Origin of the sequence: Spirosoma oryzae (genome assembly GCF_003002825.1) — a bacterium.
Lineage (GTDB): Bacteria > Bacteroidota > Bacteroidia > Cytophagales > Spirosomataceae > Spirosoma > Spirosoma oryzae.
In genome coordinates this window covers 38,161-64,378 of record NZ_PVTE01000004.1, presented here as the reverse complement: position 1 = coordinate 64,378, position 26,218 = coordinate 38,161, and the positions used below count along the sequence as shown (strand labels likewise).

Here is a 26,218-nt window from a genome sequence, read left to right as displayed (position 1 = left end):
CTGTAAACTCCTTTACGTATGCCTCGCAGCAACGATCCGTTTTCACAAGATATTGATTTGCTCACGCTGGTGCTGTACCTCGGCTGTATCACGATGGGGTGGCTCAACGTGTATGCTGCCGTGTACAGCCCCGAAGACCATACCAGCCTGTTCGATTTCTCGACGAACGCCGGCAAACAGATGATGTGGATTGGTACGTCGGCCATTCTGATTATCTGCATCATGGTGGTCAACCACAAGTTTTTCGACTCGTTTGCGTACCTGATCTACGGGTTCATGATTCTGCTGTTGCTGCTGGTGCTGGTAGCGGGGGCCAACGTAAAAGGGTCACGGTCCTGGTTTAAAATCGGCTCGTTTTTGCTGCAACCGGCCGAATTTTCCAAGCTGGCAACGGCCCTGGCGCTGGCGAAATACATCGATCAGCCGGGGATAAACCTGTCGAAGGGGAAAGACCTGCTGTATGTATGCGGCATTATCGCGCTGCCCTGCGTACTGATTCTGGCGTCGAACGAAACCGGGTCGATGCTGGTCTTTGCGTCCTTCGTCATCATGCTTTACCGTGAAGGACTTCCCGGTTGGATACCGGCCGTTGGTATTTCGGTTGTGGTGCTGTTTGTACTGGCGCTCATGTTTCCGCTGCTGTACATCTTTATCGGGGTCGTTGTCCTGTTGGGGCTGATCGTGCTGCTGATGCCGCGTTACAATCGAAATATCAGCAACCTGATTTCGCTGGGACTGGTCGGCGTCGGTATGATGGTCGTCGTGGTTGGCGTCGACTTTTTCGTCAACAATGTATTACAGAAGCACCAGCGTAACCGGATCAAAGTGCTGGTCGATCCGACGGTCGATCCGCTGGGGGTGGGCTGGAACGTCACGCAGGCCAAAATCGCTATCGGCTCCGGCCGGCTGCACGGGAAAGGGTTTCTGGAGGGGACACAGACCAAGTTCGACTTTGTACCCGAACAAAGCACCGACTTTATTTTCTGCACCATTGGCGAAGAGCACGGCTTCATCGGTAGTGCCGTTGTGATCGTGCTGTTTCTGGGACTGCTGGCGCGAATCATCGTACTGGCTGAGAAGCAGCGCAGCCGGTTCGCTCGTGTGTACGGCTATTGCGTAGCCGGGGTTATCTTCTTCCACTTGATGGTCAACGTCGGCATGACCATCGGCTTGATGCCCGTTATCGGTATTCCGTTGCCCTTCTTCAGCTACGGCGGTTCGTCGCTGTGGTCGTTCTCCATCCTGCTCTTCATCTTCATCAAGCTCGACGCCCGGCGTAATGCTTTGGCGAGGTGGTAAAAATCGGTATACGGTATTCAGTATACGGTTTATGGTTACCTATTAAGCCAACCGTAAGCAGTATACCGTATACCGATAAATCATCCCTCGATCTGCCGGTAGAAGGCGTCGCGGTAGGTGTCGCCGATGGGGATGACGGCTTTGCCGATGTAGATGCGGTTGCGTTCGACGGATTCGATACGGTTCAGCGCGACGATGTACGACTTGTGTACCCGCATGAACTGGCTGGCAGGGAGTTTTTCCTCCATCGTTTTCATCGTCTGCAAGGCCAGAATCCGTTCGTCCGGCGTGTACAGCGATACGTAATCTTTCAACCCTTCCACGTACAAAATGTCGCCCAGTCCGACGCGCTGCAGGCGATATTCGGTTTTGACAAAAACGAAGTCCTTGCCCGGCTCAGGGGTGGGTTGCTGCGGTATGTTCTCCGGTGCTGTAGCCGGTTGGGAAAGGGCGGGGAGCAACTTCTGAACGGCCCGGTAAAACCGCTCAAACGAGATGGGTTTGAGCAGATAGTCGATAACGTCGTGCTCGTAGCCGTCGAGGGCGTATTCCGAATACGCCGTTGTCAAAATTACTCGGCAGGCCTGTCCGGAGACCCCGCGCCGAAGTAGATTTAGGAATTGGATACCCGTCAGTTCGGGCATTTGAATGTCGAGAAAGATCAGGTCGACTTCACCGCGTTGCACCTGCGTCAGGGCGTCGATCGGGCTGGTAGTCGCGCCGACGAGCGTCAGAAACGGCACTTTCCGGACATAGTCGCTCAGGATGGTGTGGGCAAGGGGTTCGTCGTCAACAATAAGGCAGCGCATAGGGTCGGTATCCGGTTTACGGTATTCTGTTACAATTTACGGTTGGGCTCTCGTTTCGGTAACCGACTGCAAAGAGCCAGCCATACGAACAACTTACACAGCATAAGTCAGGATTGGTTACCCGGGTCCTCTGTCCGAATGACATAAAGCTGTTGTACCCAACAATTCTCCCGTATCCCGACACCGTAAACCGTATACCGCAGGGCTGTTAAGTTCTTGATTTGCTACTACTAGAAGCCAAATTTCCTTCGGTCCATTTACCCCCCAGCCCCCTAAAGGGGGAGCGTTCCACGAAGAAACAACTCCCCCTTTAGGGGGCTGGGGGGTAAACAGGCTAGAACTTAACAGCCCTGACGTAAACTGAATACCGAGTACCGTAAACCTCATTACAGACTAATCTCCAGCGAGCAGGCGTAGCTGTCGGCGGTGTCGGTGATGTGGAGCACGTGCCGATTCGGATAAAGCAGCTGTAGCCGTCGGCGCACGTTGACCAGGCCGATCCCACCTACGACGTCGGTTTGTCTGCTGATTTTCTTGTTGAGGGTGTCGAAGCGTAGCTTTCCGTTATGAACACTCAGGTCCAGTACAAGTGGGTGACTGGAGTCGGTCAGGTCGCCGTGCTTGAACGCATTCTCCACAAATGACACCAGCAGCAGGGGTTCGATGCGGAACAGATCGGTGTTGCCTTCGACCGAAAACTCGACATGCGCCTGCGCGACCCGCAGTTTTTCCAGTTCGACAAAGCTGTTCAGGTACTGAATTTCCTTGCTCAGCGGTACCCGATCAGGGCCGTTAGTGCTGTCATAGAGCATGTAGCGCATCAGGTCAGATAGCTTTAAGATCGCGCCCGGTGCCGCATCCGACTTGGCGTAGGTCAGCGCGTAGATATTATTGAGCGTGTTGAACAGAAAATGCGGATTGATCTGCGATTTAAGAAACGCCAGTTCCGCCTGATTTCGCTCGGTGAGCAGGGCATCGCGTTCCCGCTGGTGGACGAGCCAGTCTTCTACCAATTTAAGCGCGGCACTGGCACCTAGTACGGAGGGCATAAAATACGCATTGTCCTGAACGTAATACAGCAGCGATACGTCGGGGGGGTAATTCGTGGTATTCAGTACGTACCAGTAGAGTACCTGCTCAATCAGGTAACGCATTGTGCAGAAGACCAGTAGCGTACCAACGGTACCCGGCAGGATTAACCACCACCGTCGTTTGTTCAAAAAGGGATTGAGTACCTGCGTATGCTCAAACCAGACGGCGACCCAGAATGTCGTGCTGAATGAAACAGACAACGCGTTAAACGAAAATGTCTGACTCGTTGAATCGTAGGCGATGCTTACCTGGGCAAGCAACCAGATCAACACGTACAGGAGCGAGCGCAACTGATTGCGGGATGTTAGAAACGAAGGCAGTTGAATAGCCATAAGGGGTGTCTAAATCAGTCTACGAACTACGTCAGCGGAGAATACAGGCACAAGCCTAATCGACCAACGCCCGTTTTCGGCCGACCAACGGCTTGGGCGTAACCAACGGGCGTTGGTCGAATCGGTACAGGGTTGGCCGAGGTGAATGGCAGGTTGGTCGAATACGGTGAGAGGGGGGCTTTTCGAGGCTACACCTTTGACCCATCAATCACCGAAAAACACCCGGCAATCATGAAAACGCTTATCACTACCACGATCCTTCTGCTCGCCTTGTTCGTCACGAGTTATGCACAAAAAAGCAACCGGCCCGTCGAGGTGCTGATGATCGGCACGTCGCACAGCTACGGCAAAAAGCCGGTCGAAAAATTCGACTCTATCATCAACAAAGCCTACGCCTTCCGCCCCGATGCCGTATTCGGCGAATGGTTGTCTGGTGATGATTACGATGCAATTCCTGACTACTGGAACAAGGCGACTATCGAAAAGCGGTTGGCGTATCTGAAAAGTCGGCCGTACGTAGACGCCACGGAGGCTGATAAGCAGATTCGCGAATCGTATAAGCTGCTGCGTAAACACCCCAACTTCCATCAGGTTCGCATGAAGCTGGCGCGGGCGCTGTACCTGAAACGCGATTTCGGCAACGCGGCTTACCAACTGTATCGACTCGACCGGGCCCGGCCTGCCTTTGGTGACGAAGAGAAAACGGCTTACCTGACCATACTGGGCGTACCGGATTCGCTGTATCGCAACCGCACCAATGAGTACCACAATATTCTCTTTCCCCTGATCGACAAGCTGGATCAGGACAAGATACTGCCCATGGACAGTCAGCGCCATGATGTTGCCTGGAGTGAAGCCTGGGGCAAAGCCGATTCGCTGGTTCGTATCTGGGAAAAAGGGCTAGACTCTACCTCTGTCGACGGGAAACGGTATAGCGCACTCCAAAAACGGACCCGCGAACTGGAAGCTGCTGGCAATAAGGCAGCACAGGCAGGTATGGCTACCGTTGCCTTTAACAGCCCTGAAGGAGACGAATACCTGAATATCGTGAATTTCTACGGTGCTCGGCGGATGTTTGGCGCGGCTGGTTTTCCCGAAGCAGCATTAAATGAGATGCTTCGTCAATGGCAGTTCCGTAACGACGACATGGCGCATAACGTAGTGAATCGGGCACGGGCTGCCGGCGCAAAACGGGTTGTCGTGGGGGTAGGGGCGAACCACCGGAAAATCATGGTCGATATCCTGCGGACCATTCCCGGAGTGACCGTTTATGAATTCAATTCATACGATGGAAAATAGGGAGTGTATTGATTAGTAGCGGTTTAGGGTAGGCCTTGAAAAATTTCTACTGATTTTTTTCAAGGCCGTGCAACCGAAAGCCGGATGCCTTACATCTACTAATCAAAACGGCGGAAGTAGCTACAAGCCCGAATCAGTAAAGACCAACGTTCCTAAAAATCTAAACTGCATACAGCACCATGAACGCATTCAAACACCTCCTCGCTTCGGCCCTCCTCGCTACTTCGGCTGCTTCATTCGCCCAAACCAGCGTTACGATAACAACCACCGAATCCACGGCGGCCGAATCCACGGCGGCCGAGTCCACCACTGTTGGTTCTACCGTAGTTGATTCGACAGTAAGTCAATCATCGGACAATACGGCGACAACCGTTGTCATCAGAAAGGGTACGACTCGCCCGATCGAGCGTATCGTCAGTGACTTTGGTATCTATGTCGGGTTCAACGGCCTGGGTGGTAATCTGCCCGCCGGCTATGATCTCCGGCCAATCGGTTCACGCTTCGTCGCTGTCGCCTGGCAGAAGCGCATTCCCCTGATCACGGGTGGCTCTACCAAACTGCGGTTGGTCACAGGCCCCGAAGTTGCTTGGAATAACTTCATGTTCGAAGGACGCAACGTGCTAACCCGGCAGAACGGTCAACTGGTCATCAATCAGGCCGATGTTGATCTGCGGAAAACCAAACTTGTCACGACGCAGCTCAATCTGCCGGTAATGCTCAGCGTCAGCGCCCGCTCGGGCTTCTCCATCAGCGCCGGCGCTTACGTTGGGATGCGCCTGGACAGCTACACAAAAGTAAAACCCGAAGGCGGTTCAGCCGTTCGTAGCCATAATTCGTTCAATCTGAGTCCAGTACGCTGGGGCTTCATGACCGAAATCGGTTTCCGGGGCTGCGGCAAATTGTTTGGGCGCTACGAACCGAATAGTCTGTTCCGCACTGGCGAAGGGCCGAACGCCAGCGTCTGGTCAGTGGGTATCAAACTGTGAGCGCAGTAACGCGGGCCGTCGCGGATCACCGACGCGACGGCAGCGAGTCGACGGCAAGCAGACCCGCATACTGCACCGGTTGCCTGTAGATCGTTGTGCTCAGCAACCGCCATTCCAGTATCCCGGCCACGTCGTACCGGATGCGTCGGTTAGGGCGGGGGCTGACAAGCAAGTCGATTGGTTGCCAGCGTAAGCCGAGTTGCAGCCCTGAGAGCGTAACCGATTGATCCACCCGTACCGAATCGCTGGATTGGCTAGTTGGATATAGCTGGATACGTTGCGAGAGACGAGTCAGCGGCAGATCAAGTAAGTTACGATCGTCGTACACCGGCTGATCAAGTGTTAATTCCGATGACGTAATCGTAGTCTGGCGTGGGGGCGCAGACTCATGAAATGACTCAGAACCTCTCGTACACGTCATCAGCGTCATGACACAAAGGGCAATACTGGCGCTTCGGCTGTACTGCCGGGCGAAGAGTTGCAGGCAACGGTACCAGCCAGCCAGCAGACCCAGTACCAGCGCGCCGTTCAGCAAAACCCAGAGTATGTAGAGGAACGCCATAGAGAGAGCAGAAAGCCGCGAAAAAATACGAATAATCAGCGCGCTCATGCAACATCTGTCTTCGTTGCGTCTCTTTAAGCCGATTTCCCCTCCCCGTCACCTCACTGTAATTCATTTCTGCCATTCGTCAGCCCGATTGAACCACTCATGTAAGATAAGGTACTTTGCTATACATACTACCTACCTTTGTTTAGTACTTAGTAATCGCAGGGGAACATTATCAACACCTGATCCATCACTATGAAAACGTTCGTCTCCTTTCTCTTTTTTGCCTTATACAGCGTGTTGGTCGCTACTAGTCAGCCGATTAACCGGGGTACGGTTCGCGGAACCGTACAGGCCACCTCAGGAAAAGTACTGGAATTTACGACCATGATGCTGCTCAAATCGACGGACTCGACGCTGGTAAAAGGCGTTGTCAGTGATGTCGATGGGAAGTATCTGTTCGAAAACGTGGGTGCCGGTAAGTATCTGGTATCGGCGCAACAGCTTGGTTTCCGCAAAACGTACAGTGCCCCATTCACCATCAACGAAGCGCAGCCAGCCCTCGAATTGCCCACGATGACAATGACCGACGAGTCGAAAAGCCTGGCCGAAGTAAACGTCGTTGCGAAAAAGCCGTTCATCGAGCAGCAGGTCGACCGGACGGTGCTGAACGTGGAAAACAGCATCGTGTCAAGCGGTAATACGGCGCTGGAAGTCCTGGAAAAAGCCCCCGGTGTCACCATCGACCGGCAGAACGACCAGATCCAGCTGAAAGGCAAGGCCGGGGTTATCGTGTATATCGACGGCAAGCAGACCTACCTCTCGCAGCAGGAAGTATCGAACCTGCTCAAAAATACGCCCAGCGACAACATCGCCAGCATCGAAATCATCACGAACCCCGGTTCCAAGTACGACGCGGCTGGTAACTCAGGGATCATCAACATCAAGATGAAAAAGAACAAAAACCTGGGTACCAACGGATCGGTGATCCTGAACTCGGGCTATGGCTGGGTGCGCGACCTGAACGGGAATCTGCTGAACCGGCCCAAAGGCGGTGCCACGGTTAACCTCAACCACCGCACCAGCAAAGTCAACCTGTTTGGTAACTACACCTACTTCAACCGGACCAGCAACAACAGCAACGAACTGGGGCGGGTGATTACCTACAACGGGCAGACCAATTATTTCGATCAGCTGTCGTTCCGGCCCAGCCAAAGTGTCAATCAGTCGTTCAAAGCGGGAGCCGATTACTTTATCAGCACAAAAAGTACGCTTGGCGTAATGGTCAACGGGTTCAGCAACAGCTGGATGTCCGACGGGGTGAACAATACCTTTATCCGGGACGAAAACCGTCGGCTTATCAGTCAGCCGGTAACGCAGACGGATGCGAACGAGTTGTTGAAAAACCTGACCTCGAACCTCAACTACAAGTACGATTTCGATGGTAAAGGGCACGAATGGACCGCCGATGTCGACTATGTCCGCTACAATGGCAACAACAGTAATGCATTGAGCACCGTGTATCGCAACGCCGAGGGGGCGCTGATCCGACCAAATCAGGACGTGCGTAACCGGATGCCATCGACCATCGGTATCTGGGCGTTCAAAACAGATTACGTACGGCCGCTGAAAAATGGCGCGAAAATCGAACTGGGTCTGAAAAGCAGCATTGTCGACACCGACAACAATACGATCTACGATACGCTCCGGCAGGAACAGCAACAGTGGGTATTCGACGCCAGCCGGTCGAACCAGTTCATTTACAACGAGAACATTAATGCAGCCTACGCCAACTATGCCGGCAACATCAGAAAGCTGAAAGTACAGGCTGGTCTGCGAGCCGAGCATACGCACTCGATTGGTAACTCGATCACGATGAATCAGCGCATCGAACGCAATTACCTGAACCTGTTCCCGACCTTGTTTTTGTCGCGCAAGCTCGATACCAACAACGTGTTGAACGTGTCGTATAGCCGCCGAATTCAGCGCCCCGACTACCAGAACCTGAACCCGTTCGTGTTCTACCTCGATCCGTACACCTACCAGCAGGGTAACCCGTTCCTGCGTCCGCAGTACACCAACTCGATTGAGCTGACGCACGTTTACAAAGACAAGATTTCGACCTCGCTCAACGTAAGCCGCACAACCGATTTTATCAATGACGAAACGCCCCGTCAGATTCCCGAGAAAGGCATCACGTACGTTACGGCCGAAAACTTGGGTAGCCTCGACAACATTGGCCTGACGGTTAGCCTGCCAATCACGATTGCCAAATGGTGGAACGTGCAAACGAACTTGAACGGCTACTACCAGCATTACCAGACCTTCTACTCGGGGTCTCCCTACGAAGTGAAGTTTGTGGCTATGAACCTGTACATGTCGCACAACATCACGCTGAGCAAAACGATGTCGGCTGAAGTATCGGGCTGGTTCAACTCGGCATCGCAGTACGGTTTTTACCGGGCACAGCCGATGGGCGCGTTCAACATCGGGGTTCAGAAGAAACTCATGGACGGCAAGGCCAACCTGAAACTGAACGTCAACGACCCATTCTGGATCAATCAGTTTCGTGGTCGGGCGGTGGTTGGCGATATCGACTTCCGGGTGAAGTCGCGCTGGGAAAGCCGCCGGATCGCCCTGACGTTTACGTATCGCTTCGGCAACCAGAACGTGAAAGGAGCCCGCGAACGCAATTCAGCAACATCCGCCGAGCAGAACCGGATGAAAGGAGGAAATTAAAAAATGATTGAATGACGGATTGATTGAATGATCGAATGAGAATAGTGTAGCCTGGTGCAGGTTTTCAAACTCCTGATGTAAGCGATTAAACTGGAGCCGTAGATACATTCAATCCTTCTATCACTCATTCATTCAAGTATTGGACTTTAGTTTAGGTTAAGCAAGTGGAAAGCCAGCCCCGGATTGAGGGCTGGCTTTTTTGTGAAGTATGTCTGAGTAAAATCCCCTAAAACAAGATAAGGTCCCCCGAAGCGGAGAACCTTATACTGACTATTCCTAAACCCTTAACCTTTTCTACATGAAAAACTAACTTTAACCCTTTACTGTTTCGAGATTAATACGTATTAATCTCAAGTATCTCTCTGAACGTCAGCAGGCTTTGTCTTTAGACGTTCGCAAATGCCGTTTGTTCGGTAACAGAGATCAGCGTTGGTCAAGCTTGGTGCCGGCTCTTTGACCGGCGACGCAACTATAACGCGTCAATTCTCTGTTTTGTTCTATTTCCGTTCTGGATTAAGAACATACAAATCTCGCCAGAAGTTTTCAGAATGCAAACATCGTTATAATAGCCTTCAAAATAACCTTCCGAATAAAGTATTGATTATTAGGGGTAGTTGAAAGAAAATTCGGCTTACAATAGCTGTTTTCCTACTTTAAGTAAGTCTTCTGTGAATTTATAGGTAAATAGTACTTTATTGAAAAAGTGCAAAATTCTTTAAAAGATTATATTATTGGTTGTAATTATTCATAGCGTTCTGTATGCCCATAGTACAAAAAGCCGTTACAGCGTCACCCGCCCGGTCCAGATAGTCGGGTAATTGAATCAGTTCATCCTCGGAAAATTGCCCTAAAACAAAATCGACCTGACGGCCTTTCGGGAAATCACTACCGATGCCGATGCGTAACCGAGCATATTCCTGCGTGCCCAATACCTCGTCGATGTTGCGTAACCCGTTGTGCCCGCCCGCAGAGCCCTTTGGTTTGAGTCGCAGCTTGTTGAACGGCAGGTCTTTATCATCCGAAAGAACAAGCAGGTTCTCGACGGGAATGTTTTCCTGCTTCAGATAATACTGCACAGCTTTACCACTCAGATTCATAAACGTAGTGGGTTTTACAAAGAAAAGCTGTTTCCCTTTGTACGACCACTTGGCCGTGTGCGCCAGCCGGGTCAGCCCGAACGAAAAGCCATGCTGTGCGGCCAGCCGGTCGAGAACCATGAAGCCCGCGTTATGGCGGGTGAGTGCGTATTCCGGGCCAACGTTACCGAGCCCAACGATCAAAAATTTCACGATGTCAGCAGATAAAAGATGCGAGTACGACAAAGGTCTGGCAAAAGGGGTAGCGAAAAAAGCATTCCGCTGGTCAGTAAACTGCAAAAGCGACCCATTACTTTTGGGGCATGAATCAACAACGCCTGGTTTTAGCTAGTCCATTGCTTGAAATTGTCGTGAGCCGACTGGCGCAGCAACTCATCGAAAATCATCAGGACTTTGCTGATACCGTACTGCTGGGAATGCAGCCGCGTGGTATTTACTTTGCCGAGCGTGTCAGTAGAGAATTAAGCCGGGCGCTGGGCCGTGAAGTTCCCCTCGGCTATCTGGACGCGACCTTCTACCGCGACGATTTTCGCCGGCGTGATACCCCGCTGCGACCTAACACGACGCACGTACCATTTGTGATCGAAAACAAGCGCGTCATTCTGATCGACGACGTGCTGGCAACGGGCCGGATGGTACGGGCCGCCCTCGACGCCATGACCGCATTTGGTCGTCCCCGCAAAGTGGAACTGCTGGTGCTGATCGACCGGCGTTACAACCGCGATTTGCCCATCAAGCCCGATTATACCGGTATGAAAGTCAACACGCTGGAGTCGCAGCGGGTGCTGGTCGAATGGACGGAGCAAGGGGCCGATGCCGACCGAATCTGGCTGGTGGGCTGATAGCGCTGGCTACCTGCCAATAGTATTTCTACGGGAGTTATATACGAGTGACCATTACCGGCCTGCCGCGTCATCAGGTCAGCTGATTTTTAACGTAGGAATTACTGAGTAATTCGCTAAATTGGCTGACCTTTTTCGGCTATGGGAAACCGCTTGCGCGTACGACTACTTTTTTTACTGACTGGGTTACTGATTGGGTTGAGTGGGCAGTTGCACGCGCAAACGACATATTCGATCACGGGGTTGGTCACCGATGCTAAGAATGGAGAGCCTGTTCCGTTTGCCAGTGTAGCGCTGGTCGGCAAACGGGTCGGTACAATCACCGACGAGAAAGGACGCTATACGCTGCGGACCAACGTGCTGAGCGACTCACTGGTCGTTAGTTCGATGGGCTACGCCAACACGCGCCGGGCGATCGATAAAGAACGAATTACGCAGGCCATCGATGTACAATTGCCCATGTCAGCGGGTACGGCTCTGCAGGAAGTCGTCGTTCGGGCGGGGGAAAACCCGGCGTTCCGCGTGCTACGGCAGGTGCGCAAAAACCGATCGCTGAATGACCGGAATCGGCTTAAAGCCTACGAATATGATAGCTATCAGAAAACGGAGATTGCCCTGAGCCACCTGACCGATCGGATGCGGCAGAGCATGCTGTTTCGTAAGATCAATCAGGCCATGAGTCAGGTCGATTCGATTGTCGATAAAGAAGGCAATCGGCTGTTGCCACTGCTGGTGTCCGAATCGGTAACGCACACCTACTTCCGCACAGGACCACAGCGTCGGCGCGAAGATGTGCGCAAGACCCGAATCAGGGGAGTCGCCGTCGACGATGCGGGGCTCAGTTCCCAACTGCTGGGCGGTACCAGTCTGATCAGTCAGAACTTCTACGACAACTACATTCCCATTCTGGGGAAAGATTTTGCGTCGCCCATCGGGGAGAACTGGCGCAACTGGTACGAGTTTTTTCTGGCCGACACGACGCAGCTTGGCGACCATATCTGCTACGAAATCCAGTTCGACCCCAAACGACCCGAAGATCTGGCCTTTACCGGAAAAGCCTGGATCGACACGACGACGTTTGCGCTCTGCGAGATCGAAGCGCATATCGGTAGTCGCGCCAACCTGAACTACGTCCGTGAACTGACAATCGAGCAGGAACTCGAACCAACGGTCGACTCGTCGGGGTCCGCCGGATGGCTACCGGTGGGGCTGAAAATGTCGGCCGATCTGACGGGTGTGGGCAAACAGTCGCTCGGTATGCGGGCACAGGTGACGCTGCGTAACAGCAACATCGTGGTCAATAAGCCGAAGCCCATCTTGTTTTACGAGCAGCCTATCGAGCCAAACGATACCGTCGCCACAACCAACGAAGCGTACTGGGGCACGGTGCAACGGACACTGGCCGGGCCTGATTCGCTGAACAAAACCGATCAGAAAGCCCGAATGATGATCGAGAAGCTGCGCGAAGTGCCGGCCGTGCGTACCGCCGAAGCGATCGGGCAGATTGCCGTGACGGGTTTTCTTAAAGTTGGCGGCTTCGATCTGGGACCGTACCCATATCTGTTTGCCGTCAATACCGTCGAGGGCCTGCGCACACGAATCGGTTTCCGGACCAACGAAGAGTTTAGCCGGCATCTGGTCTTCCGGGGTTACCTGGCCTACGGAACGCTCGACAAGGAGTTTAAATACGGTGGTGAAGCCGATTACCTGATCTCGCGGCAGCACTGGACACAGCTTGGCGTTCGGATGAGCTACGACCTTGAACGGCTGGGCCTGACCCCCGAACTGATTGGTGGTAACCGGCTATTCTACGCATTAAGTCGCTTTGGTCGCTATCGGGGGGCGTACCAGAGTATGCAGAAGGAAGTTTTTTTCGTTACAGAACCCGTCAAAGGGGTTCTGTTGCGGGCCACCGTCGGAAGCCGAACCTTCGATCCACTGTTCCCGTACGAATACCGGCTTAATCCCGAACTGGGCGATCAGTCGCCCGTGCGTTCCAGTATCGACGATGCCTATTGGTCGATCGAAGCGCGGCTGGCCCGTAAGGAGAAGTACATCATGGATGGTAATGAGCGGATCACGCTGGGCACCAAACGAGCACCCGTCCTGACGATTCGGTACACGCGCGGCATGACGGGCCTGGGTTCCGACTTCAACTACAATCGCCTGACGGTTCGGGCGCAGCAAACCCTGCGTCTGGGGCCACTGGGTCGCATGACGTATCTGCTCTCGGCGGGTTATACCCCGTCGGCGCTACCGGCTCCGCTGTTGTTTCCGCACATCGGTAACCCAACCCCCTTGCTGACGACCAACACCTTCAACCGGATGCAGTTTTACGAATTTGTCAGCGACCGGTTCGTGGCTATGCATATGCAGCATAAGTTCGAAGGTTTTCTGTTTAACCGGTTGCCGGGAATCCGTAAGCTGAACTGGCGGCTGGTGGCCAATGCGGATATGCTGTGGGGAACCATGTCGGAGAAAAACCAGAACGTGGAAAGCAGCAAGCCGATGCCGAACGGGATGCGCCCGATTCGGTTCGGCCACCTCGACCCGTCGATTCCGTACGTTGAACTGGGATACGGTATCGATAACATCTTTAAAATCTTCCGGGTGCAGGCCGTCCACCGGCTGACGTATCTGGAACCTGGCCCGAACAACATCCCGACCAACCGCTTCGTCATCAAAGCAGCCGCGTCGATCAGTTTCTAGTCGTAACCAATCTTTTTCGATGTCGAACGAGTTGTTTGGGTAGACCTCTTACCCACGACTTTGTATGGCACTTGTTGCGCCCGTTACCATCCGGAAAGTTACCGGCGACACCGCCACCGAGAAGCCTGATTTACTGGCGGTCGAAGAACCGCTCGAAATCAGGCTGGGATTTGGTCCGATGCACGACCGGCAGCAGCGCAGCGTGTCGGTGACGATGCGCACGCCCGGTCACGATCAGGAACTGGCGATGGGCTTTCTGTTTACGGAGGGCATCGTTCACAAACCCGACGACATCGTTTCCTGCCGACACTGCGTACAGGATGAAGCGAAGGAGGGAAACGTCCTCCGCGTCGAACTAAAGCCCGATGTCCTGGTCGATTGGACGCGATTGGAACGGAATACGTTTACATCGTCGAGCTGCGGACTGTGCGGCAAGGCGACGATTGAAGCTGTTATGGCCGAAACCGCCGGCCCCGTTGAGTCAACCCTGCACCTTGATGCTGCTGTGCTGCACAGTCTGCCCGATCGTGTTCGCGACACCCAACGCGCCTTCGCCTATACCGGCGGGATTCACGCAGCCGCCCTGTTCGACGCCGATGGTAGGTTGTTGCTGGTGCGTGAAGACATCGGCCGACACAATGCGCTGGACAAGCTGATCGGTGCTGCGTTCTGGCAGGGCTGGTTGCCGTTACACGTGCACGGTGTTTTTCTAAGTGGCCGTATCGGCGTCGAGCTGGTGCAGAAGAGCTGGAAAGCGGGAATCGGACTGTTAGGGGCTGTCGGCGCGCCGTCGAGTCTGGCGGTACAGATGGCGCAGGAGGCCGGTATTACGCTGGCGGGTTTCGTTCGCGACGACCGGTTCAATCTGTATACCGAACCACAGCGCATCCGGTTGCCGATGCCGGTTGAAGGATAGTGGCAGTAAAAGACCAGCCAGATGGGTAAAATCTCCGTTTTGTGGGTGATGACAGTGCTGAGTCCGTTTGTTTGCCGGGGGCAGACGCCATATACGTACATCAGCCGGATACCACAACGCACCGATGCTTATTTTCAAACGTTTACGTATCTGGGTGAGCAGCGTGAACTGCTGACCGTGTCGACCTTTTTAACTGACAGCACATTATATCGAATCGATACGTATCGAATAGCCGGACCACCGTACGCCCAGCGTATCCCGCTTGACGATCGGTTAGTCGTGCTGCGTGAAGGCCCCACGAAGGTCATGTATCCGAACGGGCAGGTGTACTTAAGCTGTTTGTATCGGGTCAACCAGCTCGATGGACCGTTTCTGCTCTACTACAACGATGGCACGCTCAAACGCCGGGAGCTTTACAAAAACGGATCGCTCAGACAAAGTCACTGCTATACGCCACAGGGAACAGAACAGCCCTGCTCTGCCCTGTACCAGCCAATTATGTTTAACGGCTCGTACAAGGTATTACAGCGGTATCTGGAGAAAAACATACAGCCAGTTCTGGACCGAACGGGTGCTGTCGACGCGCAGGTTCAGTTGACTATCAACGAGGTTGGGCAACTGACGAACATCGAGGTGAATTCCTATTCCAAAGCCAATGATGAAGACTTGATCACCTCGATTCGGACGGTCATCCAGGCTATTCCGCAGCAGGTACCAAATCAGCAAAATTGGCAACCTGCGACGATGGATGGCGTACCACTGACGGAAGTTCAACGGTTTTTCATTACGAAGCGAAAAGGATTTACGTACGTAAACATGCCGCTATCGACACCCAACTGAGCGTGGGACGGCCGTTGGTGCCTACGTGAATTATCCCCTTTTTAATAGTCGTTTTGCTGAACAATGGGTTGGTATGTTCGATTCTACTACTAACAAATCAACGACTCAACGCAATGAAAGCATTCGTAATAATGGGTTTGCTGTTGTTTACAACGGTATCCTTCAGTGCACAGGCACAGTATGACCGGCAGAAAGCAAAGAAAGATGCCAACAATGGTTCAGTAGCTAAAAACCAGGTCAACGATGTGACGAAGAATGGTGGTGGTAATGCCGGGAAAACAAGCACGGGCGTGAAAAGCGAAGGCGTTCACATGAACGGCACGCAGATGAAGCCAAACACCAAGTCGGTATACGACCGGCCATCGAAGGGATCATCCTCGGCAACGGCTGGAAAAGGTAAGGAAGCGAAAAGCAACAGCAGCGTTACCGGTACCAAACAGAACTAAGCGCTGTTGGGAAGCAAAACCTAAAAGGTCTTCAGGACCTTTTAGGTTTATTGATCATGCTGGTAGCCGCATCAGTAATACCCCCGGCCGGATCTTGGCGTTGATCTCTTTCACTTTTCCCTGGTACTCACCATCGACCTGAAAGTGGGTCTTTTTATGGGTTTCAATGTTGATCGACGTAGCCGGAAATATCTCGATATTCCTCGTGTTGAACGGCTGGTAGCGCCAGAACAGCTTGATGATTTCCCAGAATGTTAGCCGGCGAAACACGACGATCTCGAACTTGCCATCCGACGGATCACCATCGGGGTTAATGACCGCACCCGTACCGTACATCCGCGCATTCGCCAGAACGATCATAAACGCAGCCCGCTGGACGCACTGGTCGTCGAGGTTAATTTCGACTTTCAGCAGACGACGTTGACTCAATACCTTCACCACGCTTTTCAGATAGCCCAGTTTACCGCGCAGATTATTCCGCTGGTAGTAGCGAATCAGCTGCGCATTCAGGCCAACGTCGCTCAGGTGAATGCAGAGTTCGCCGTTGACGTCGATACAATCGATGGGGCGGCTTTCCCCGTTGACGAGCAGATTGAGGCTACCATCGATATCCTGGGGAATGTTCAGCTCACGGGCCATTCCATTGGCCGACCCGGCGGGCAAAACACCCAGCGGAATGCCCGTGTCGACCAGTTGTTCGGCGACGCATTTGATGGTTCCGTCGCCCCCAACGGCCACCACGCAGTCGGGCTTGATTTCCTGTATTTTCTTAGGCAGTTCAACGTCGTCGGTTTCTCCGTCGAGGTGAAAAAGCTCAGCCTGATGCTCGTTCTGGGCGAAAAAATTGTGAATGGCGACTTCCCATTCGTTTTTGCCCTTGCCGCCCGAGGCTGGATTGATCGCGAATAAAAACAGCAACTTACAGGGAGTTTGTAGGTTATACTCAACAGCTATCGACTGATAAGACGGATTGCCTTACCACCGACAATGACTCCTAAACAAAGCAAAAGCGTAAAAGGCCTGCTTACCCATCGTTTGTTAACGTGGCTTCGGCTAAGCGATCAGCCGATTATCAAGGTATACCGGGGCTACGGGAATAATAAGTGTCTGACAGTCAATGGTCATGTGCTGCGTCGAAGTGCGTTTCCCCGCACGAAGTACCGGGATAATAAACTGGTGAATCTGCTGGCTGTTATTCGGCTGTTCCTGGTCAAGCCTTACCCGAACACACGCGTACGGCTAACCTGCGCCGGACAAACGGTTGAGCTGATTGCCGATGATAACGGGTTTTTCCAGGCTGAAATTCCTACGCCTGAGCCCGTAGCCCCCGGCTGGCATCCCGTTCGGGCACAGGTGCTGTCGCAAACATTGCCCGTAGAAACGATTCTGGCGCAGGGGGAGGGGAAGATACTTGTACCGGCTCCGACCACCTTTGCCTGCATATCCGACATCGACGATACGTTTCTGATTTCGCATTCGTCGACCATCGCCAAGCGACTGCTGGTGCTGTTGACAGAGAACGCGCACAGCCGCTCCCCGTTCGACGGGGTGGTGGCGCATTACCGCCTGCTGGCCGAAGCGGATAGCGGCCCCGCGACCAACCCGTTTTTCTACGTGTCGAGCAGCGAGTGGAACCTGTACGACTACATTCTGGAGTTTTCGGAGCAGAATGGGTTGCCCGACGGCGTGTACCTGCTCAGTAAGCTCAAGCAGTTTTTTCAACTGCTACAGACGGGGAAAACCAAGCACCATACGAAGTTCGACCGGATCAAACGTATACTGGAAACGTACCCGGACATGCGGTTCATTTTGCTCGGCGACGATTCCCAACAAGACCCGACAATTTATTCGCTGGTGGTACAGCACTTTTGTCACCAGATTAGTTGTGTCTACATACGCCGGATCGAGCCTGACAATCGGGTGGCGACCGAGTCGCTGATTCGACAGATTGAAGCCGCTGGCGTACCCTGCTGTTATTTTACTCATAGTGAAGAAGCGCACCAACACTCAGTCAGGATCGGGCTGGTTGCTTCGTGAAAACCTGTCGTACACGCATGAATACAAACACCCCGCCGGAAGAGCTTACCGGCAATCTCGTTGTTAAAGAGCCGTTTGATGACGCGGCTGGTCTGACGGCCATCGTGCAGTCATTCAAACACACGCTCGATGGTACGGGTGTCAGTCGCGGCTGGACATCGCTGGTCAACCTCAACCAGAAAGACGGATTCGACTGCCCATCCTGTGCGTGGCCCGACCCCGACCATCATCGGTCGCCAATTGCCGAATACTGCGAAAGCGGTGCCAAAGCCGTGGCCGACGAAATCATGACCAAACACACGGCTTCGCCCGTTCTGTTTCAACGGTACACGGTCGATGAACTGCTACAGAAAACGGATTTCTGGCTAAGTCAGCAGGGACGTATCACGCAGCCGATGATGGTCCGTCCGGGCGAGAAACACTACCTGCCCGTTAGCTGGGACGAAGCGTTCTCGACTATCGCCAGTCACCTCAACGACCTCGACTCGCCCGATGAAGCGGTGTTCTATACGTCGGGCCGGGCCAGTAATGAGTCGGCATTTTTGTACCAGCTGTTCGTTCGGATGTTTGGTACCAACAACATGCCCGACTGTTCGAATATGTGCCACGAGTCAACCAGTGTGGCCCTGGCCGACACGCTGGGACTGGGGAAAGCATCGGTGACGTACGACGACTACGCCAAGGCCGACGTCATCATGATTATGGGGCAGAACCCCGGCACCAACGCGCCCCGGATGCTGACGGCGCTGGAAGAAGCGAAGCGGAATGGCTGCAAGATCATATCGGTCAACCCCCTCCACGAAATCGGTCTGATCAAATTCAAGAATCCGCAAAGCCCGCGCGACATGCTGATCGGTGGTGAAAAACTCACCGATCTCTACTTACAGGTACGCATCAATTCCGACATGGCCCTGCTCAAAGCCATGTGTATGATTCTGCTCGAAGAGGAAGAAAAAACGCCGGGGCAGGTGCTCGATCGGGCGTTCATTGAGAAGTATACCTCCGGCTTCGACGCCTTCAAAAAGAGCCTGTCGCAGTTCAGTCTGAACGAAATGGCCGCCCAGTGTGGTGTTCCACTGGAACAGATACGGGAGGCCGTTGGCATGTTCCGTAACACCCGCAAATTCATCATCTGCTGGGCAATGGGCCTGACGCAGCACCGCGATTCGGTCGATACGCTCAACGAATTGGTCAATCTGCTGTTGCTGAAGGGAAGTATCGGTATCGAAGGGGGCGGGGCCAGCCCGATTCGCGGCCACTCCAACGTGCAGGGCGACCGGACGGTAGGCGTCTGGGAAAAGCCGAAGCCGGAGTTTCTCGATTCGCTGAAGAAAGTGTACAAGTTTGAACCACCCCGTGCGCACGGTCTCGACGTCGTGAAATCGGTCAAGGCCATGCACGAGGGGAAAGTTAAAACCTTCTTCGGGCTAGGCGGAAACTTTGTGCTGGCCGTATCGGATACCGACTTTGCCGCCGAAGCTATGCGGAAGCTGAAACTGACGGTTCACGTGTCGACCAAGATGAATCGCTCGCACCTGATTCACGGTGAAACGGGCATTATTCTGCCCTGTCTGGGTCGTACCGACCATGATTACCAAGCAACGGGGGCGCAGTTTATCAGCTGCGAAAGCACGACGGGGGTGGTTGCGCAGTCGCACGGTGTGGTTGATGCCGTGTCGAAAGACCTGAAAAGTGAAGTAGCTATCATTGCGGAGATGGCGAAGGCCACGCTGGGCAACTCCCATTCACATGCCCGCCGTAATCTGTCTCCGCTGCCGGCCAACGTCACCACGGCTGAATTCTGGGATGCCTTTGTGGCCAACTACGACCGCATCCGCGACGGAATCGAGCAGGTCGTACCGGGCTTTGACAAGTATAACGAGCGGGTGCGGGTGCCGGGCGGCTTCTACATTCCGAACGGACCTCGCGTGCGGGAGTTTAAAACCAGCGACGGCAAGGCCCATTTCACTGTCAACGTACCGGACACGCACACCCTACAGCCGGGCGAGCTGATGATGATGTCGATCCGGTCACACGATCAGTTCAACACGACGATCTATGGCTATGACGACCGATACCGGGGCATCTACGGCGAACGGCGGGTTGTGTTCATGCACAAAGACGACATTGCCAATCTGGGCCTGTACGATCAGCAGTTGGTCGATCTACACAGCACGTATCACGGCAAGACGCGCACGGCTCACAAGTTTCTGGTCGTACCCTACAACATTCCCCGTGGTTGTGCGGCCACGTATTACCCCGAAACAAACGTACTGATTCCGATCGATCAGGTAGCCGAACGAAGCAATACGCCAACGTCGAAGTCGGTCGTGATTACGATTACACCCGTTGGTGTACGGGAAGCTGTAACGATGTAACAATTTGATAACGATGGCTGGTTACCGTTCAGACAGGCGCCGGGGCATTGCTCCGGCGCCTGTCTCGCTATGTAGCAGACGGTTCTATCGTTCGCCAGGTAAGATGCGGGAAGTAATTGCCGGATACCGTTGTGTCGATTATCCTGTAGCCAATGAAAATTCTGTGAAACATCCGTGGAACGTTCCTTGGATTCGTGGAAACTATCCGGCATCTTTGGAACTGCAACGCACAGACCCATGGGTAAAGTCATTGCTATCGCCAACCAGAAGGGGGGCGTCGGTAAAACTACGACAACGATCAATTTGGCCGCCAGCCTGGCCGCCCTCGAATTTCAGACGCTCATTGTAGACGCAGATCCGCAGGCCAACTCGACCTCCGGACTTGGGTACAATCCGAAAGAAATCGAGCACAGTATTTACGAATGCATGGTCGAAGGCATACAGCCTAGCGATGCAGTCATTCAGACCGATTTTCCCAATCTCGATTTGCTGCCTTCGCATATCGATCTGGTTGGTGCGGAAATTGAGATGATTAATCTCCAGAACCGGGAGGATAAGATGAAAGACGCGCTCGATAGCATCCGCGATCAGTACGACTTCATCATTATCGACTGCTCGCCTTCGCTGGGCCTGATTACCATCAACAGCCTGACGGCTGCCGACTCGGTAATCATTCCGGTACAGTGCGAGTACTTCGCGCTCGAAGGGCTTGGTAAGCTGCTGAATACGATTAAAATTATTCAGTCGCGGCTTAACACGCATCTGGCAATCGAAGGTATTCTGCTGACGATGTACGACTTACGCGTCCGGTTGTCCAATCAGGTGGTGGGCGAGGTTACCAGCCATTTCCAGCACATGGTGTTCAACACGATTATTCCGCGTAACATCCGGCTGAGTGAATCGCCCAGCTTTGGTATTCCGGCGCTGGCGCAGGATGCCGACAGTAAAGGGGCCGTCAGCTACCTGAATCTTGCCCGTGAAATTCTGGTCAAGAATGGCCTGATGCCCCACGAAGTGTAACCGTCGCTCCGCATTTGATCGTCACGGTTCGTCAGCAGGGAGTGAGTTGGTTTGACGGGAGCGCTGATGACACGTGATAAACAATGACCTTTTCGTATGGATAACGCGAACGCCAAAGTACCGAATAAGCGAATGATCGGCTTAGGCCGTGGGCTGGGTGCGCTTCTGCACGATAGCGAAGCCGTAAACCGTCAGTCGAAACCGTCACCTTTCGAAGTAATCAGTACGATGACGGAAATCGGGCTGACGCAGATTGAAACGAACCCGTTTCAGCCCCGTACCCGCTTCGATGAGGAGGCCCTTCATGAACTGGCTGACTCGATCCGTACGCAGGGCATCATTCAGCCCATCACGGTTCGGCAGATTGGTAAAGACCAGTACCAGCTTATCTCCGGCGAACGGCGGTTGCAGGCATCGAAAATTGCCGGACTGACGCATATCCCGGCATATGTTCGCACGGCCAACGACCAGCAGATGCTGGAAATGGCCCTGATTGAGAACATTCAGCGGGAGAACCTGAACTCCATCGAAATTGCCCTGAGCTATCAGCGGCTTATCACGGAGTGCAGTCTCAAGCAGGAAGAACTGGGCGAGCGCGTCGGTAAAAACCGGACGACGGTCAATAACTACATCCGGTTGCTGCGGTTACCGCCCATCATTCAGGCCGCCCTGCGCGACAACAAGATTTCGATGGGACACGCCCGGGCCATTATTAATATCGACAACCCCGACGCGCAGATCAAATTGTTCAACCGGGCCGTCGATGAAGACTGGTCGGTGCGGAAGGTTGAAGAAGCCGTACGGAACCTGAGCGACGAAACGCCCGAAAATGCCTCGGTTCGGCGGGTGACGCTGCCCAAGCAGGAGATGCGCAGCCTTCAGTTTAAGCTGTCGTCGATGTTTGGTACGAAAGTGTCTATTAAAGCCGACGAGAAACATAAGGGAGAGATCAAAATTCCGTTTACCTCTCAGGAAGAGTTAACCAAAATCCTGGAAGTGCTGAACTCGCAGGCGTAACCCCTTGAACAATTTTTTTCGATTATCCTGGCTGACCCTACTGCTTGTTGTGAGCAGTGTTGCGTTGGCGTGGGCACAGCTACCGGCCGTAACGCCGGCGAAGACGCCCGCGCCGGTTCAAGACTCGTTGCTGATCGATACCGACAGTATTCCGACGGGTATGCGTGACAACGGCGTGCTGGTCAACGATTCGACACAACGGGCTGAACGCGACTCACTGGCGTTTACCAGCGATACGACACAGGTGACAGCGCAGCAGGAAGCGGCCATCCGAAAGATCATCCCCCGGCAGGCGACCCTCCGGTCGTTGGTACTACCGGGACTGGGGCAGGCCTACAACAAACAGTATTACAAGATACCGTTTATCTACGCTGGTTTTGGCGTGATGGGCTATCTGTTCGTGCGCTACAGAGGACTGGCCCGGCAGGCCGCCAATGGCTATGAACTCCTGCTGTACGGGATAAATTACACCGGAGTAGATTATTCATTACCTGAGTCGATCCGACAGGAATATACGGTCAATCAACCGGTTACGAGTGTTGTGATCAATAACCAGATCATTTCCACAGATGGAAACAGAAACGGTACCTCAACGGCCAAGGCCTACTACGACCTGTTCCGACGGTACCGTGATCTGAACATTCTGCTGTCGATTGCGCTGTGGGGGCTGAATATCGTCGAAGCAAACGTAGCGGCTCACCTGAAAACCTTCGATTTATCGGATAATATTTCCATGCGCGTGCAGCCGGCCGTTCTGCCCATGCCCGGCTTCGGGATGGCCCCCGGCGTACGCGTCGCGTTTACGTTTAAATGACGGTGTTCGGTTTACGGTATATAGTTTACGGTTTACGGTGTGCCCATAGAAAGTCCCGTAATGAGTACAACAAACAGACTACTGTAGACCGAAAACCGTAAACTGAATAGTAACTATGAACATACTGCTTCTTGGCTACGGGAAGATGGGGAAAGCCATTGAACCGATCGCGGTAGAACGTGGCCACCAGATAACCGCCCGCATCGACGCGCACAATCGTGCTGATCTTACAACCATCGACGCGGCTTCCGTAGACGTCGTCATTGAATTTAGCTCACCCGAGTCGGCTGTCGAGAATATCAAAACCTGCCTGGAGCGGGGATGGCCCGTTGTCTGCGGTACGACCGGCTGGCTGAGCCACCGGACGGAGATCGAGCAGTTGTGTCAGGAAAAGCAGGGCGCATTCTTTTACGCGTCAAACTACAGCATTGGTGTCAACCTGTTTTTTCGGCTCAACAAGGCGCTGGCCAAGTTTATGCGGAATTACCCGTCGTACCACGCGTCGATGACGGAGATCCACCATACGGAAAAGAAAGACGCGCCTAGCGGTACGGCGATTACGCTGGCCGAGGGACTCCTCGAAAACCTGCCGAACCTGAATGGCTGGGTGGAAAAACCGGCCGATAAGCAGGCCCTGATTACGAGTACGGATGCCATCGAAATCGAGTCGCTGCGGGAGGGAACTGTACCCGGTACGCACATCATCCGTTTTGATTCGGATGTCGATCGAATTGAAATTGCGCATGTAGCGCACAGCCGGCAAGGCTTCGCGCTGGGTGCGGTCGTAGCTGCCGAGTGGCTTCAGGGCCGGGTGGGTGTGTTCAGCATGGACGATCTGCTCGATGCCTAAATCGGACAAGTAGCCACAGCAAGTGACAGACGGTTAGGCATTAACCGCGTTGTCTTCGTAATTTCGCTTTGTGAATCGCCGGTATGGCGGTTCGTAAAGTGCGGTCGTTCGCTCATAAAGCGACCATCCTAACCGGATAACTCAGTTCCGACGTGTCAGTAACCAACACCACCCGCGCCGAGCGTCGCCCGGCCAAAGCCCGAAAATCCCCCCTGCGGGAATGGTTTGATTCCATTCTGTTTGCCGTTGTAGCCGCTACGCTCATCCGGTGGCTGTTTATGGAGGCTTTTACCATTCCGACACCGTCGATGGAGAATAGCCTGATGGTAGGTGATTTTCTGTTCGTCAGCAAGCTCCACTATGGCACGCGTACGCCACAAACGCCCTTGCAGGTACCGCTGACGCACCAGAAAATCTGGGGTACCAACATTCCGTCGTACAGCACGGCGATTCAGTTGCCCTCGTACCGGTTGCCGGGTTTCACCCACGTTAAAAACGGCGATGTCGTAGTCTTCAACGTGCCCCCCCGCTATCTCAACGACGGTATCGACTACCCGACCGACCTGAAAACGAACTACATCAAACGATGCATTGGTATCCCCGGCGATAAGCTGGAAATCAAGCAGCGGGTCGTGTACGTCAATGGTACCGTGATGCCCGCGCCACCCCGATCGGAGCAGCGCTACTTCATCCGGACATCAGAAGCGCTCGACGCCAACTTCTTCCGTAAGTACGATATCGTTAACGACTACCGCGACCTCAACCAGCCTACCGAGAACTGGAAGCCGCAGGAGCAATACAACGATTCGACCAAAGCCACGTCGCTGGTTGGCTACACGGTTAACACGACTGCCGATGTTATCGAGAAATTCCGCAGTTTCGATTGGGTAAAAGGCATCGAGCCGCTGATCGACAAGCCGGGCGAGACAATGCCCAGCATCTACGGTGCGCCTACTTTCCACTGGAACCACGACAACTTTGGTCCGCTGGTCGTACCGAAGAAAGGAGCGACCACGCCGATCAACGCCGAAACGATTGCTGTGTACGGACCGGTGATCGAGCAGTACGAACACAACGACAATGTGAAACTGACCCCAACGTCGATCACGATCGATGGTAAGCCGATCACGTCGTATACGTTTAAGCAGGACTATTACTTCATGATGGGCGATAACCGCGATAATTCGCTGGACTCGCGTTTCTGGGGTTTCGTACCCGAAGATCACATCGTCGGTAAAGCCGTATTTGTCTGGATGTCGATTGATCCGAATCCGGCCAATCTCTGGAATAAAATTCGCTGGAATCGCCTGTTCCGTATTATCGACTAAAAAGAGCGTTATAAAGTTGTAGGGTTTGAAGGTTGTAGAGTTGCGGTTCCCCGCCGGGACTCTAAAATCTTCAAACCCTACAACTTTATAACTTAGAATTACCACTCGATTGCTGATAGTCCGTTGCTGGTAAGGTAGTCATTAGCCTGACTGAAATGCTTGCTGCCGAACCAGCCACCATAGTTAGCCGCCATTGGCGACGGGTGCTTGGCTTTCAAAACGAAGTGTTTCTTACTGTCGATGACGGCCCCTTTTTTCTGGGCGTAAGCGCCCCAGAGCATGAACACCACGTTTCGCTTCTCGTCGGAAATAAGTTTAATAACCGCATCGGTAAACGTTTCCCAGCCCTTGCCCTGATGCGATCCGGCCTGTCCGGCCCGCACGGTGAGCGTCGAATTGAGCAGCATCACACCCTGGTTTGCCCAGCGTTCCAGATTGCCCGATTTCGGAATCGGTTTCCCCAGATCGTCCTGAATTTCTTTAAAAATATTGACGAGTGATGGCGGCTTGGTGATGCCATCTGCCACGGAAAAAGCTAATCCGTTAGCCTGTCCTTCACCGTGGTACGGATCTTGCCCCAGAATCACCACCCGTGTCTCGTCGAACGGACAACTGTTGAACGCGTTGAAAATTAGTTTTCCGGGGGGATAGATACGCTGTGTACTGTATTCGTGTCGTAAGAATTCGGCTAGCTGGATAAAGTAGGGTTTGTTGAACTCCGGTTGGAGCCGTGCTTGCCATGATTCGGCGATAGTTACATTCATAAGCAGAACGCGTCTGGATTTTTTAGTGTTTGGGTAGGACAAATGCCAAAATCCAGA

Annotated in this window: 22 protein-coding genes; 16 read left to right on the top strand and 6 right to left on the bottom strand. The window is 53.5% G+C overall.

Features of this window, described 5'->3' with window-relative positions; genetic code table 11:
* Positions 1-18 precede the first annotated feature (18 nt).
* Complete coding sequence (rodA, locus tag CLV58_RS05585; protein WP_106136803.1) at positions 19-1,299, top strand: rod shape-determining protein RodA; 1,281 nt, start codon at positions 19-21, stop codon at positions 1,297-1,299.
* A gap of 80 nt (positions 1,300-1,379) precedes the next feature.
* Here rodA and CLV58_RS05580 read toward each other — a convergent pair whose 3' ends face one another.
* Positions 1,380-2,108, bottom strand: a complete 729-nt coding sequence (locus tag CLV58_RS05580) for a LytR/AlgR family response regulator transcription factor (protein WP_106136802.1) — start codon at positions 2,106-2,108, stop codon at positions 1,380-1,382.
* 386 nt (positions 2,109-2,494) lie between these two features.
* Positions 2,495-3,532, bottom strand: coding sequence for a sensor histidine kinase (locus CLV58_RS05575; protein ID WP_106136801.1), 1,038 nt, complete (start codon positions 3,530-3,532; stop codon positions 2,495-2,497).
* Between the two features lie 231 nt (positions 3,533-3,763).
* Here CLV58_RS05575 and CLV58_RS05570 point away from each other — a divergent pair, with 231 nt between their 5' ends.
* Together CLV58_RS05570 and CLV58_RS05565 are read left to right on the top strand one after the other, a co-directional pair.
* Positions 3,764-4,831, top strand: coding sequence for a DUF5694 domain-containing protein (locus tag CLV58_RS05570; RefSeq protein WP_245882227.1), 1,068 nt, complete (start codon positions 3,764-3,766; stop codon positions 4,829-4,831).
* A 179-nt stretch (positions 4,832-5,010) separates the two neighbouring features.
* Complete coding sequence (locus CLV58_RS05565; RefSeq protein WP_106136800.1) at positions 5,011-5,817, top strand: outer membrane beta-barrel protein; 807 nt, start codon at positions 5,011-5,013, stop codon at positions 5,815-5,817.
* A gap of 25 nt (positions 5,818-5,842) precedes the next feature.
* Here the strand turns inward: CLV58_RS05565 and CLV58_RS05560 are convergent, their stop codons facing one another.
* Positions 5,843-6,379, bottom strand: coding sequence for a hypothetical protein (locus tag CLV58_RS05560; protein ID WP_146141374.1), 537 nt, complete (start codon positions 6,377-6,379; stop codon positions 5,843-5,845).
* Between the two features lie 240 nt (positions 6,380-6,619).
* On the opposite strand from CLV58_RS05560, the gene CLV58_RS05555 reads away from it, so the two are divergent.
* The gene (locus tag CLV58_RS05555) at positions 6,620-9,103 is read left to right on the top strand and encodes an outer membrane beta-barrel family protein (protein ID WP_106136798.1); all 2,484 of its coding nucleotides are present in this window, start codon (positions 6,620-6,622) and stop codon (positions 9,101-9,103) included.
* 728 nt (positions 9,104-9,831) lie between these two features.
* On the opposite strand, the gene pth is transcribed toward CLV58_RS05555, so the two are convergent.
* The gene (gene pth / locus CLV58_RS05550; RefSeq protein ID WP_106136996.1) at positions 9,832-10,392 is read right to left on the bottom strand and encodes an aminoacyl-tRNA hydrolase; all 561 of its coding nucleotides are present in this window, start codon (positions 10,390-10,392) and stop codon (positions 9,832-9,834) included.
* Between the two features lie 110 nt (positions 10,393-10,502).
* On the opposite strand from pth, the gene pyrR reads away from it, so the two are divergent.
* From pyrR to CLV58_RS05525, 5 genes are all read left to right on the top strand, one after another.
* Positions 10,503-11,042, top strand: coding sequence for a bifunctional pyr operon transcriptional regulator/uracil phosphoribosyltransferase PyrR (gene pyrR / locus CLV58_RS05545; protein WP_106136797.1), 540 nt, complete (start codon positions 10,503-10,505; stop codon positions 11,040-11,042).
* Positions 11,043-11,183: 141 nt separating this feature from the next.
* On the top strand, positions 11,184-13,751 hold the full coding sequence (locus CLV58_RS05540; protein ID WP_106136796.1) for a DUF5686 and carboxypeptidase-like regulatory domain-containing protein: 2,568 nt from the start codon (positions 11,184-11,186) through the stop codon (positions 13,749-13,751).
* 64 nt (positions 13,752-13,815) lie between these two features.
* A complete protein-coding gene (fdhD, locus tag CLV58_RS05535; protein ID WP_106136795.1) occupies positions 13,816-14,667 on the top strand; it encodes a formate dehydrogenase accessory sulfurtransferase FdhD in 852 nt (283 codons plus the stop codon).
* A gap of 21 nt (positions 14,668-14,688) precedes the next feature.
* Positions 14,689-15,507: a toxin-antitoxin system YwqK family antitoxin gene (locus tag CLV58_RS05530; RefSeq protein ID WP_106136794.1), complete on the top strand. Its 819-nt coding sequence runs from the start codon at positions 14,689-14,691 to the stop codon at positions 15,505-15,507.
* A gap of 113 nt (positions 15,508-15,620) precedes the next feature.
* Positions 15,621-15,953, top strand: a complete 333-nt coding sequence (locus CLV58_RS05525; RefSeq protein ID WP_106136793.1) for a hypothetical protein — start codon at positions 15,621-15,623, stop codon at positions 15,951-15,953.
* Between the two features lie 54 nt (positions 15,954-16,007).
* Here the strand turns inward: CLV58_RS05525 and CLV58_RS05520 are convergent, their stop codons facing one another.
* Positions 16,008-16,871, bottom strand: a complete 864-nt coding sequence (locus tag CLV58_RS05520; RefSeq protein WP_106136792.1) for a diacylglycerol/lipid kinase family protein — start codon at positions 16,869-16,871, stop codon at positions 16,008-16,010.
* Positions 16,872-16,940: 69 nt separating this feature from the next.
* Here CLV58_RS05520 and CLV58_RS05515 point away from each other — a divergent pair, with 69 nt between their 5' ends.
* The 7 genes from CLV58_RS05515 (at position 16,941) to lepB (ending at position 25,397) form a co-directional block, all read left to right on the top strand.
* Positions 16,941-17,990 (top strand): App1 family protein phosphatidate phosphatase, encoded by a 1,050-nt coding sequence (locus CLV58_RS05515; protein WP_106136791.1) that lies wholly within the window; start codon positions 16,941-16,943, stop codon positions 17,988-17,990.
* 17 nt (positions 17,991-18,007) lie between these two features.
* Positions 18,008-20,368 carry an FdhF/YdeP family oxidoreductase gene (locus CLV58_RS05510; RefSeq protein ID WP_106136790.1) on the top strand — a complete coding sequence of 787 codons (2,361 nt, stop codon included), beginning with the start codon at positions 18,008-18,010 and terminating at the stop codon, positions 20,366-20,368.
* Positions 20,369-20,605: 237 nt separating this feature from the next.
* Positions 20,606-21,388, top strand: a complete 783-nt coding sequence (locus tag CLV58_RS05505) for a ParA family protein (RefSeq protein ID WP_106136789.1) — start codon at positions 20,606-20,608, stop codon at positions 21,386-21,388.
* A 96-nt stretch (positions 21,389-21,484) separates the two neighbouring features.
* The gene (locus CLV58_RS05500) at positions 21,485-22,405 is read left to right on the top strand and encodes a ParB/RepB/Spo0J family partition protein (protein ID WP_106136788.1); all 921 of its coding nucleotides are present in this window, start codon (positions 21,485-21,487) and stop codon (positions 22,403-22,405) included.
* 4 nt (positions 22,406-22,409) lie between these two features.
* Positions 22,410-23,219 (top strand): DUF5683 domain-containing protein, encoded by an 810-nt coding sequence (locus CLV58_RS05495; protein WP_106136787.1) that lies wholly within the window; start codon positions 22,410-22,412, stop codon positions 23,217-23,219.
* A gap of 115 nt (positions 23,220-23,334) precedes the next feature.
* Entirely contained in the window at positions 23,335-24,069 is a 735-nt protein-coding gene (dapB, locus tag CLV58_RS05490) for a 4-hydroxy-tetrahydrodipicolinate reductase (protein WP_106136786.1), read from the top strand.
* A gap of 152 nt (positions 24,070-24,221) precedes the next feature.
* On the top strand, positions 24,222-25,397 hold the full coding sequence (gene lepB, locus CLV58_RS05485) for a signal peptidase I (RefSeq protein ID WP_106136785.1): 1,176 nt from the start codon (positions 24,222-24,224) through the stop codon (positions 25,395-25,397).
* Between the two features lie 98 nt (positions 25,398-25,495).
* Here lepB and ung read toward each other — a convergent pair whose 3' ends face one another.
* Positions 25,496-26,161, bottom strand: coding sequence for a uracil-DNA glycosylase (ung, locus tag CLV58_RS05480; protein ID WP_106136784.1), 666 nt, complete (start codon positions 26,159-26,161; stop codon positions 25,496-25,498).
* Between the last annotated feature and the right edge of the window lie 57 nt (positions 26,162-26,218).

Coding starts and splice junctions, on each gene's coding strand:
- rodA (WP_106136803.1), top strand. CDS start 19: ATGCCTCGCAGCAACGATCCGTTTTCACAAGATATTGATTTGCTCACG.
- CLV58_RS05580 (WP_106136802.1), bottom strand. CDS start 2,108: ATGCGCTGCCTTATTGTTGACGACGAACCCCTTGCCCACACCATCCTG.
- CLV58_RS05575 (WP_106136801.1), bottom strand. CDS start 3,532: ATGGCTATTCAACTGCCTTCGTTTCTAACATCCCGCAATCAGTTGCGC.
- CLV58_RS05570 (WP_245882227.1), top strand. CDS start 3,764: ATGAAAACGCTTATCACTACCACGATCCTTCTGCTCGCCTTGTTCGTC.
- CLV58_RS05565 (WP_106136800.1), top strand. CDS start 5,011: ATGAACGCATTCAAACACCTCCTCGCTTCGGCCCTCCTCGCTACTTCG.
- CLV58_RS05560 (WP_146141374.1), bottom strand. CDS start 6,379: ATGGCGTTCCTCTACATACTCTGGGTTTTGCTGAACGGCGCGCTGGTA.
- CLV58_RS05555 (WP_106136798.1), top strand. CDS start 6,620: ATGAAAACGTTCGTCTCCTTTCTCTTTTTTGCCTTATACAGCGTGTTG.
- pyrR (WP_106136797.1), top strand. CDS start 10,503: ATGAATCAACAACGCCTGGTTTTAGCTAGTCCATTGCTTGAAATTGTC.
- CLV58_RS05540 (WP_106136796.1), top strand. CDS start 11,184: ATGGGAAACCGCTTGCGCGTACGACTACTTTTTTTACTGACTGGGTTA.
- fdhD (WP_106136795.1), top strand. CDS start 13,816: ATGGCACTTGTTGCGCCCGTTACCATCCGGAAAGTTACCGGCGACACC.
- CLV58_RS05530 (WP_106136794.1), top strand. CDS start 14,689: ATGGGTAAAATCTCCGTTTTGTGGGTGATGACAGTGCTGAGTCCGTTT.
- CLV58_RS05525 (WP_106136793.1), top strand. CDS start 15,621: ATGAAAGCATTCGTAATAATGGGTTTGCTGTTGTTTACAACGGTATCC.
- CLV58_RS05515 (WP_106136791.1), top strand. CDS start 16,941: ATGACTCCTAAACAAAGCAAAAGCGTAAAAGGCCTGCTTACCCATCGT.
- CLV58_RS05510 (WP_106136790.1), top strand. CDS start 18,008: ATGAATACAAACACCCCGCCGGAAGAGCTTACCGGCAATCTCGTTGTT.
- CLV58_RS05505 (WP_106136789.1), top strand. CDS start 20,606: ATGGGTAAAGTCATTGCTATCGCCAACCAGAAGGGGGGCGTCGGTAAA.
- CLV58_RS05500 (WP_106136788.1), top strand. CDS start 21,485: ATGGATAACGCGAACGCCAAAGTACCGAATAAGCGAATGATCGGCTTA.
- dapB (WP_106136786.1), top strand. CDS start 23,335: ATGAACATACTGCTTCTTGGCTACGGGAAGATGGGGAAAGCCATTGAA.
- ung (WP_106136784.1), bottom strand. CDS start 26,161: ATGAATGTAACTATCGCCGAATCATGGCAAGCACGGCTCCAACCGGAG.